A 10,628-nucleotide genomic window follows, 5' to 3' on the forward strand; every position below is an offset into this window, starting at 1 on the left:
CTTATATTTTGAAAAAGCAGAAAGCCGTAATACTGAAACTTAATTAAAAATGGAACCATTAGTTATTTATCAAGTTGAAAATCGCATTGCCGAAATTATTATTAACAGACCTGATAAGCGAAATGCCTTAAACCAAACTTTAGTTGCTGACTTAACTGCAGCTTTTTTAAGGGCAGAGAATGACCAAGATGTTAAAATAGTAGTTTTAAAAGCCAATGGCGATGTTTTTAGCGCTGGTGCAGACCTAGCTTATATGCAACAGTTGCAGCATTTTTCTTACGAGGAAAACATTCAAGACTCGGGAGCACTGAAAGATCTTTTTGAAACGATCAGAACTTTAAAAAAAGTGGTTATTGCGCAAGTAGAAGGCCATGCCATTGCTGGAGGATGCGGTTTGGCAACCATTTGCGATATCATATTTGCTGTGCCCGAAGCTAAATTTGGATATACGGAAGTAAAATTAGGTTTTGTTCCTGCAATTGTAAGTTGTTATTTGGTACAAAAAGTAGGCGAAACACTAGCTAAGAAGCTATTAATCAGTGGCGATCTGTTTTCTGCAGACGAAGCATTGAAATATAACCTTATCACCTATGTAACAAAAGCTGAAGAAATTAATCAAATTGTACGTGAATTTGCATTAAATTTGAATAACAGTGCTTCTGGAAATTCGATGGCGTTGACAAAACAACTCATTAATGAAACTAGCAATAGTTGGCTCGATAGTTGTTTGACCAACGCAATTAAAGTGAATGCAAAGACAAGAGAAAGTGAGGATTTCAAAAAAGGAATAGCGGCTTTCTTGGCAAAGGAAAAAATTAATTGGTAAAAACTATAAACTAAAAAATATGATGTTTAAATCAGTAAAGACAGGCGTTTTAGCGGCTTTGTTAGTGGGATCGGCAGTGATTGCTAACGCTCAAAAGAAAATTTCTCAAGGAACAGTAATTTACGGAGTTGAATACTCTTTACCTCCAGAAGCAGCAGCAATGGCTTCTCAATTGCCGAAAGAGCAAAAAGTTAAATTTGCTGGAAATATATTGCGTATCGATATGCAACAAGGTCCTGCAACTATCGGTATTCTACAAAATTTCGTAGACAGAAATGGTTTAATGCTTATTGATGTACCAATGGCGCAAATGCAGTATGCAGTTAAAATGAGCAAAGAAGATATAGAAAAAACTGAAGCTGCATCTCCGAAATTAAGCGACTTTAAAGCTACAGGCGAAAAGCAAAAAGTAGGTAATTACAATGCTGAAAAATATACTTACAAAGATGATAAAGGTGGCACTTATGAATTATGGGCTACCAACGAAATCGAATTCCCTTCTAACTTTTCTGGAGAGCAATTCAATAGCGTAAAAGGTGCTTTGGTTAAATATACTACATTCCAAAATGGCACTAAAGTTACTTTAACTCTTAAAAATGTTTCTGAAGATAAAGTTGGTCCATTTTCTTTAGAGGTACCAAGCGGTTACGAATTGAAAACCATGCAAGAAATTATGGCAATGCAAGGTGGTGGCGAGTAATCGTCATTAAAAATAAGAATTTGAAAGCCCACGATTTAAATCGTGGGCTTTTTTAGTATTTTAGCAGCCCATGTTTAAAAGTCTGATTTTCTTCGCCAGATACTTTCTGTTTTGGCTGCTCTATTTCGCTGTAGATAGGTTCATTTTCATGTTCATCTTCCATATCAAACTGCGAAACATACCTCTCTCGCAAAAGTTTGCAGCTTACTATCATGCACTCCGATTAGATTTATCAACAACTGCCTATCTTGTCATTATTCCTTTATTAATCTATACTTTTTGGTACTTCACCAATAGAGAAAAAATCAATTTTAATTGGATTAGGCATTACAATGCTGTACTGATTGTACTTTTTAGCGTCATTTCAGTAATTAACTTTAACATTTATAGAGAATGGGGCAGCAAAGTAAACTCCAGAGCCATAGAGTTTGCCATTCTTACACCGGGAGAATCGTTAGCTTCAAGCGCCTCCTCACCTATTTTTCTTACGTTACTTGTATTATTGGTTTTATTAGCAGTTGGTTTCTATCTCAACTTTTTGCTCGTTAAAAGACAAATCAACTTTACTAAAACACCACTTGGAGTAAAGTTTATCATTACCATTATTGTTTTAACCACTAACTTTTTATTGATACGAGGCGGGACTGGCAGAGCCCCAAATACCCAGAGCATGGCCTATTTCTCTAACTATCAGATTTTAAACCATACCGCACTAAACACAGAGTGGAATTTGGTGTCGAGTATTTTGGCTAGCAATAAATCAAAAAAAAATCTCTACAAATATTTCAACCAAAAAGAAGCTGATTTACAGGCAAGTAATTTGTTCAAAGTTGAAAAAGATACGACTATCTCTATTTTAAAGACGGAAAGACCAAATGTGGTGATTTTCATACTCGAAAGCTTTACTGCAGATTTGATCAAATCTTTAGATGGTGAAAGCGGCATCACTCCCAACTTGGATAATTTAGCAAAAAATGGTGTGCTCTTCAGCCAGATTTACGCTACAGGCAATAGAACAGATAAAGGTTTGATCGGTTCTTTAACTGGCTTTCCTACATTAGCCGTGGGCAGTATTGTGAAATGGCCAGAAAAAATGCAGAAAATCCCTGCAATTAGTCAAAAACTTTACGAAAATGGCTATCATACCTCGTTTTACTACGGTGGCGAATCAGAATTTGACAACTATAAAGCTTTTGTACTAGGTCATCAATATAAAAAATTGATAGACAGAAAAAGTTTCGACAAGAAAGATATGAGTGCTAATTGGGGAGCTTACGATGGACCGCTATTTAACCGACAGCTAAAAAATGCCAATACAACTAAACAGCCGTTCTTTTCCACTATTTTATCATTAACCAACCACGAACCTTTCGAATTACCGGTAAAACAGAAGTTTGGGAATGCAGATAATGCTCAAAAATTCAAAAGCACTGCATTTTACACCGACTCTTGCATAGGCAGTTATTTAAACGAAGCAAAAAAGCAGGCTTGGTATAAAAATACACTATTCGTCTTCATTGCCGATCATGGGCATCCATTACCAAAAAACAACCACGAAATTTACGAACCACAGCGTTATCACATTCCCCTAATATTTTATGGTGATGTAATTAAAGAAGAATTTAGAGGTAAAGTTTATAACAAAACTGGCAGCCAACAAGATTTGCCAGCAACACTTTTGGCCCAGCTTAACATCAAAGCTAATAACTTTAAATGGAGCAAAAACCTGCTTAATCCGTACACTAGAAATTTTGCCTATTTTAGTTGGGATGATGGATTTGGATTTATAGAAAATGGGCATACCGTTACTTTTGACAATGTAGGTAAAAGTGTGCTTCACAATAGTAAGGCAGAAGACGCAACACAAACCAACAAGAATATAATCAACGGAAAATCTTACCTTCAATCCGTATATCAACAATTTATAAACCTATAAACAGATGAACACCAAAAAATTAATTTGGGGCTTGGCCATTGCATTCGGTTTTTCTACCACTGCAACAGCACAAAGTGTAAATTGGGCCAAAGATGGCAACAGCTACTATCAAAATGTAAGCGGCGAAATCGTTAAAATTACCCTACCAAAAGGCGACCGCACAACCGTTATCGGTTCCGACTTATTGAGTGGTAGCGGCAAAGCTATTAGAGTTAGGAGTTTTCAGCTAAGTGATGATGGCACCAAAGCGTTAATTTTTACGAACAGCAAAAAAGTATGGCGTTATGATACGCGTGGTGATTACTGGGTTGCCGATATGACTACACGCAAGGTGACCCAAATAGGAAAAGACAAGCCGGCATCATCTTTAATGTTTGCCAAATTTTCTCCTGATGCTTCTAAAGTTGCTTACGTGAGTGGTCACAATATTTATGTAGAAGATATAAATTCTGGTGACGTAAAAGCACTAACTACCGATGGTACAGCCAGATTAATTAACGGCACTTTCGATTGGGTTTACGAAGAGGAGTTTGATTGCAGGGATGGTTTTAGATGGAGTCCAGATGGAAAATCTATTGCTTATTGGCAAATAGACGCAAGGAAAATCCGTAATTTCTTGATGATTAACAACACCGATTCTATTTATTCTTACAACATTCCGGTAGAATATCCAAAGGTAGGTCAAGATCCGTCAGCTTGTAAAGTTGGTGTGGTAGATATTGTAACGGCACAAACAAAATGGATGGACGTTCCGGGTAGTCAGGTTCAAAACTACATCCCTAGAATGGATTGGGTACCGAACTCTAATAACATCATTTTGCAACAATTAAATCGTGAACAAAACGTGAGTACGGTTTATTTGGTAAATGCAAGCACCAACGCAATTAAAGAAATCTACAAAGAAACAGACAAAGTTTGGATTGATGCCATTGATAAATTTCATTGGATAAACAACAACAAAGAGTTTGTAATTCTGACAGAGAAAGATAATTGGGCACATCTTTACCGCATTAACATCGAGAACAAGAAGGCAACATTAATTACCAACAGCAACTTTGATGTGATGAGTTTAGATTTGATTGATGAGGCTAACAACACGGTTTATTTCAGTGCTTCGCCTACTAATGCTACACAAAAATATTTATACAAAACCAAACTAGACGGTAAAGGCAAGTTAGAGCAAGTTACACCATCGGTTTTACCTGGCCGTCATAGTTATAACATTTCGCCCACTGGTGCTTTTGCTTTCCACAGTTACCAAAGTTCTACCGTAAGACCGGTGAGCGAGTGGATGAATTTTAAAACCAACAATCCTCTAAGTATGACCGGTAGCATCACCAGCCAAGTAGGTAACCAAGCTGCAATTAAAAACAAAGTTGAGTTTTTTAAAGTAACTACCGAAGATGGTATAGAGTTAGACGGCTGGATGAAAAAACCAGAAAACTTTGACAGAACAAAGAAATATCCGGTTGTATTTTATGTTTATGGCGAACCTGCTTCGGCAACTGCATTAGATAGTTGGGGTGCCGGCAATAACTGGTTATATCCGGATATGGCAAAAGATGGCTACATTTATGTTTCTGTTGATAACCGCGGCGCACCAGTACCAAAAGGTAAGGCTTGGCGCAAAGCGATATACAAAAACATTGGTCAGTTAAATATTCGTGACCAAGCTTTGGGAGCCAAAAAACTACTAGCTACTCACACTTTTATGGATAAAGACAGAGTTGCGGTTTGGGGCTGGAGCGGTGGTGGATCTTCTACCTTAAACCTACTATTCCAATATCCAGAAATTTATAAAACTGGTATTTCTATTGCGCCAGTGGCAAATCAGCTTACTTACGACAATATTTACCAAGAGCGTTACATGGGCACACCATTTCCAACTACAGATGCTTATGTAGCTGGTTCGCCTGTTACTCATGCTAAAAACTTGAAAGGAAACCTATTGTTGGTGCACGGTACAGGAGACGACAATGTACATTATCAAAATGCAGAGATGTTGATTAACGAATTGGTTAAACACAAAAAGACTTTCCAGTTAATGAGCTACCCAAATAGAACGCACAGCATTAGCGAGGGCGAAGGCACAAGCGAGCATTTAGCGTTAACCTTTACTAAATTCTTGAAAGAGAACTGTCCTCCAGGAGGAAGATAATTAGACGTTAAAGTCCATAAAAAAAGCTCTAGGTTATTCCTAGAGCTTTTTTTGTGTAATGTTATGATATGCGAGCTGGATTAGCGCCACGTCATTTCGACCGTAGGGAGAAATCTTAAAAGATTTAATAAGAAATTTACTAGATTTCTCCTCGTTCCTCGTCGAAATGACGGAGACCGACTACACCCAATCAATTCCCTTTTTAAGGAAATTAGTCGTTATTTCTTCTTCTGAGCCAGCTTGTGCCTTTGCATTGTAATTCCACTTGGCTGTTGGTGGCAAGCTCATTAAAATACTTTCAATACGGCCGTTGGTTTCCAGGCCAAACTTGGTTCCAGAGTCGTAAACCAAATTAAACTCTGCATACCTGCTACGGCGCAAATACTGCCATTCCTTATTAAAATCTGTATATGCTGTATCTCGGTTACGATCTATCAATTCCGTGTAAATAGGCAAAAAGCTGTTGCCTACTGCTAAAGAAAAATCTAATATTTTCTCGTAGCTAAGTTCGGTATTTTCAGGTTTTAAACGATCGTAGAAAATACCACCAACTCCCCTAGTTTCGTCACGGTGTTTGATGAAGAAATAATCATCTGCCAAAGCTTTAAATTTAGGGTAAAACTCTGCTTTAAACTCATCACAAGCCTGTTTTAAATGATAGTGGAAAAACCTCACATCAGTTGGGATCACATAATGTGGCGTTAAATCTATTCCCCCACCAAACCAACGCGTCTGCTCATCCATTTCAAAATAGCGGATGTTCATGTGTATAATAGGCACAAATGGATTTTCAGGGTGCAAAACGATAGAAACTCCAGTTGCAAAAAACTCATCATTTTCTACTTTAAAGGCTTTTTTAACCGCATCTGGCAATTTCCCATAAACTGCAGAAAAATTCACACCTCCCTTTTCAATTACGTTTCCGTGCTGTATAACTCGGGTACGACCGCCGCCGCCGCCTTCCCTTTCCCACAGTTCTTCAACAAAAAGACCTTTTCCATCGGCAATTTCCAAACCCGCACAAATACTATCTTGTATCTGTTTATATGCTTCTGCTACTTTCTCCTTAAAAACGCTCTCCTTAAACATGACTTTCTCCTTTGTAGCTTCAAATTTACGCTTAATGCCACGCTAAGTGAAACCTAATGTGATATAGTACATTGGATTGACACTTTACGATTTATGATTTTAGAATTACGATTGCTCGGAACGTAGCAAACAGATCCATAAAAAATATGGCTCGCTTTAGGATTACAAATTATTTTTTGAAAAGCAGCCTTGGTTTTTCAATTGACAGAAAGTCCCACTTTACGTTAAAATCTTTTTGTTTACGGTTTCCTATCATTTCGAACATTGTGAGAAATTTAACGACTAAGCCATACAACTAACAGATTTCTCACGATGTTCGAAATGACGCAACAAAAAGTATTTCCACTTCAATTGGGTTTATTGTACTTAAACCTGTGCACAGCAATACCTTTAGCAGTTTTCATAAAGACATACTAAGTTTAACTCTAGTTTAAATTTTCTCTTAAGGTTAATTGAGGGCCTCGCCGTTTAAAAACTTCGTAAGTCTGATTAGCAGTTGGGTGGGCAAGAAAGTTCATTTGCACAGCACTTGCATTTTAAACCCGACAGCAGCGAACACGTTTGGCAAACCTATGTGTTTGCCAAAAAAGTAAAGCGGATGGCGGGACTGCCTCTTATATAGTAGCACTGCGTTAGCTTTTCTAAAAAAACAGTACATTATGCTATCAGCTGTTTATTAATGTTCCACGTAATCCAAATCTTTACTGAAAGTTTCTTTCAACTGACTTAAAGCAAATAATGAAATAACAATGCAGATTGCACCTACCACAGCTGCGCCTTCTAAAATACCCAACTTATCCTTAAAAAATTGAAAACCTGTGGTGATCGCAATTAAAGAACCGCGTATAAAGTTGGGGACGGTTGTAGTTACCGTTGCACGCAAATTGGTGCCAAATTGCTCGGCAGCAATAGTTACAAAGGTAGCCCAATAGCCAGATGCAAAGCCCAACAATAAACTCAACAAAATAAAACCTTGAGGAGTTAAACCGAAAGCATACAGATAAATACCTACAGAAACTGCCGTTAACAATAAGAAAATAAGCATCACTTTTCGTCGCGATTTTAGTAGCTGCGACAGTAAACCGGCAACTACATCGCCAATGGAAATACCAATGTAACAATACATTATTCCTTTGCCGGCGTCTAAAACTCCGGTAGCATTTAAGGCACGTCCAAATTCTGGAGAAAAAGTGATCAGCACGCCAACTACATACCACAAGGGCAAACCAATTAAGATACAGCACAAGTATTTTTTTAACCTCGACCACTTGTTAAATAACATAAAGAAGTTACCTCTCTGTACGTTTTCGTTTTCGGTAGTTTCTTTAAACATACCCGATTCTACCAAACCAATACGCAGTGAAAGCAAAACTAAACCCATACCGCCACCAATAAAATAGCTGGTTTGCCAAGTGTATCGTGCACTAATTAAGGCTGCCATAACGGCTCCGAGCAAACCTACGCAGGCAACAATCATGGTACCGTAACCTCTGTTTTTCTTGCTCATGGTTTCGGCAACAAGCGTAATACCTGCGCCAAGTTCGCCTGCTAAGCCTACTCCAGCAATAAAGCGAATGATGGTATATTGATCTACAGTAGTTACAAAACCGTTGGCAATATTGGCTAACGAATAAGTGATGATAGAACCGAATAAAACGCTTAAACGACCACGTTTATCTCCCAAAACACCCCAAAGTATACCACCTACTAGCATGCCGAACATTTGGCTGTTGATAATTGTGGCGCCAATACTGAGCATATCTTCTTCGGCAACGCCCAAATCTTTTAAGCTTTGTACACGTACTACCGAGAATAAGATAAGATCGTAGATATCTACAAAGTAGCCTAAAGAGGCCACAAGAATAATTAAAATAATGTTTTTGTTTTTAGTTTGTTGGTTCATTTATAGTTTAGTTTGATGTTGTTAAACTACAAAAAAATCGAAATAAGATGTTCGCTATTTTTAGCCGAAAATGAAATTATTTAAACCAGCCTTTGCGCCAAAAAAAGATGATTTGAACAAGCGCAATAAAAGCCATTACCAACAAGGTGTATTCGTAACCGTTTGCTACATACAGCTCTGGCATATTACCTGGCATTATTTTTCCGGTAACTGGATCTTGTTTTGCGAAATTCATTCCGTAAATACCAGCAATGAAGGTTAGCGGAATAAAGATAGACGATATAATGGTAAGCACTTTCATGATTTCGTTCATGCGGTTGCTGATAATTGACAAGTACATATCTATGTTACTTGAAGCAATTTCTTTCATACTTTCTACCATGTCCATGAGTTGTACGCAGTGATCGTAAGCATCTTTAATGAACATTTTGGTTTGATCAGAAATTAAATCACTATCGGTACGCAAAATATCGTTCATCTTGTCACGCTCTGGCCAAATTACCCGCCTAAGTGCAATTAAATTTCGTTTAACCAATTGCATATCGTACATCACAGATTTATCCGGGCGAGCAAGCAAGCGATCTTCAATCAGATCCATGTCTTCGCTCCATTCGCTAAGTACAGAAAAGTAGGCATCTACAATCATATCCATTATGGCGTACATTAAATAACCAGTACCTCCTATCCTGATATTTCCTTTTCCCTCCCTTAAACGGTTGCGAACTGCGTCTAAACAATCGTCATAGGTTTCTTGAAAGGTATATAGTACGTTCTTAGTTTGTATGAACGATACCTGTTGATTTTCCAATCCTCCATCCTCACCTAATCTTAGCATTCTACTTACCGCAAAATTGTAACCTTCGTACTCTTCAAATTTTGGGCGATGGTAAGTTCTGGTAATATCTTCTAATACCAATTTGTGAATTTTCAATTCCTCACTAAATACATTGAAAAGCTCTGCCGAGTTTAAGCCTTTAATTTCTACCCAATAAAAAGCTGACGTGTCTTTGGTACGTTTAGCTATATCACGCAGGCTATTTAATTCAACAACATCGAACGTATCTGCACTAAAACTGTACAAATTAATTTTAGGCTTTAAAGAATTGACATCTATATACACAAAACCTGGCGTAGTACCCGGTTCTGGTAACGCATATCGTTTCTTTTTATGTTTAAAGCGTAAAGGTTTCGACATTTCAGTTGGCAGTTTTCAAGTATCAATTAACCAATTTAAACAATTAACCGATTAACCATTTCTCACTTCTAAAAATAATTCTTCGCTTGTGGTCCTTGGTTAAAAAGTAAATCTACAATGCTAAGGTTTGGTATAAACTCATTCCTGTCGCTAAACACTTGAAAATACGGCTTTGTTTGGATAACAGGTATCTCCTTCTTAGTCATTGCACTCCTGTAATCTTTGGCCGGATTTTCTTCGTAGGTTTCTGTTGTTACTAAATCTGACGAAATCTTCAGCTGCTTAAATAGCCAAGTCAGCATTTCATAGTTGTAATCAAAAAGGTAATCGTACTTTTTTTCATAAAATGGAGCTAAACCATCTTCATAGAACTCGAAATAAGCCGAACTACGGTAGCAAGTTTGCAGGCTTAACCAATGTAAACGCTGCCATCTCGCATCGTAACTTATTTTTACATCTTTATACGGCGTGTGTACTTTTGCACCTTTAACTATTGGAACAACCAAATCTAAACTTCCATTTGGCGAAGCTATTGCCGCTCTATTTCTGTAAGTTTGTTTTGGCAAATGCTCAAATTTTTCTAAAAGGAATTCGAAATTGTTTTCCTTTAAAAGCGTAAAATAACTAACTGGTGGAAGATAAAATAATGGAAATATAGCTAGATTTTGCATCTGATATTTTAAGTTTGCAATTCAGTCGGCAAATTAATGATTAAAAAAGGTTTTTTGCACATAGGGATATTTTTTTTACACCTCCTGTCTTTTTTTCCGTTGTGGTTTTTATTTGGCATTTCGAACATTTTATACTATGTTCTTTATTAT

Annotated in this window: 8 protein-coding genes and 1 pseudogene; 5 read left to right on the forward strand and 4 right to left on the reverse strand. The window is 37.3% G+C overall.

All coding sequences use genetic code 11. The features are described from left to right. Nucleotides 1-49 precede the first annotated feature (49 nt). The 4 genes from REI64_RS15210 to REI64_RS15225 all read left to right on the forward strand — a co-directional run bounded on the left by REI64_RS15210 (nt 50) and on the right by REI64_RS15225 (nt 5,620). Nucleotides 50-826 (forward strand): enoyl-CoA hydratase-related protein, encoded by a 777-nt coding sequence (locus tag REI64_RS15210; RefSeq protein WP_308850994.1) that lies wholly within the window; start codon nt 50-52, stop codon nt 824-826. 19 nt (nt 827-845) lie between these two features. After that, nucleotides 846-1,526, forward strand: a complete 681-nt coding sequence (locus tag REI64_RS15215; RefSeq protein WP_308850995.1) for a hypothetical protein — start codon at nt 846-848, stop codon at nt 1,524-1,526. Between the two features lie 70 nt (nt 1,527-1,596). Further along, nucleotides 1,597-3,462 (forward strand): sulfatase-like hydrolase/transferase, encoded by a 1,866-nt coding sequence (locus REI64_RS15220; RefSeq protein ID WP_308850996.1) that lies wholly within the window; start codon nt 1,597-1,599, stop codon nt 3,460-3,462. 4 nt (nt 3,463-3,466) lie between these two features. Continuing rightward, complete coding sequence (locus tag REI64_RS15225) at nt 3,467-5,620, forward strand: DPP IV N-terminal domain-containing protein (RefSeq protein WP_308850997.1); 2,154 nt, start codon at nt 3,467-3,469, stop codon at nt 5,618-5,620. Between the two features lie 180 nt (nt 5,621-5,800). On the opposite strand, the gene hemF is transcribed toward REI64_RS15225, so the two are convergent. The 4 genes from hemF to REI64_RS15245 all read right to left on the reverse strand — a co-directional run bounded on the left by hemF (nt 5,801) and on the right by REI64_RS15245 (nt 10,478). Then, on the reverse strand, nt 5,801-6,709 hold the full coding sequence (hemF, locus tag REI64_RS15230) for an oxygen-dependent coproporphyrinogen oxidase (RefSeq protein ID WP_308850998.1): 909 nt from the start codon (nt 6,707-6,709) through the stop codon (nt 5,801-5,803). Nucleotides 6,710-7,385: 676 nt separating this feature from the next. Beyond that, nucleotides 7,386-8,612 carry an MFS transporter gene (locus REI64_RS15235; RefSeq protein ID WP_308850999.1) on the reverse strand — a complete coding sequence of 409 codons (1,227 nt, stop codon included), beginning with the start codon at nt 8,610-8,612 and terminating at the stop codon, nt 7,386-7,388. A gap of 76 nt (nt 8,613-8,688) precedes the next feature. Continuing rightward, entirely contained in the window at nt 8,689-9,807 is a 1,119-nt protein-coding gene (gene corA, locus REI64_RS15240) for a magnesium/cobalt transporter CorA (protein ID WP_308851000.1), read from the reverse strand. 68 nt (nt 9,808-9,875) lie between these two features. After that, the gene (locus tag REI64_RS15245) at nt 9,876-10,478 is read right to left on the reverse strand and encodes a WbqC family protein (RefSeq protein ID WP_308851001.1); all 603 of its coding nucleotides are present in this window, start codon (nt 10,476-10,478) and stop codon (nt 9,876-9,878) included. Between the two features lie 36 nt (nt 10,479-10,514). Between REI64_RS15245 and REI64_RS15250 the strand changes: the two are divergent. Beyond that, nucleotides 10,515-10,628, forward strand: a pseudogene (locus REI64_RS15250) (lauroyl acyltransferase); the annotation flags it as partial.

Source organism: Pedobacter sp. (assembly GCF_031119335.1).
Taxonomy (GTDB): Bacteria; Bacteroidota; Bacteroidia; order Sphingobacteriales; family Sphingobacteriaceae; genus Pedobacter.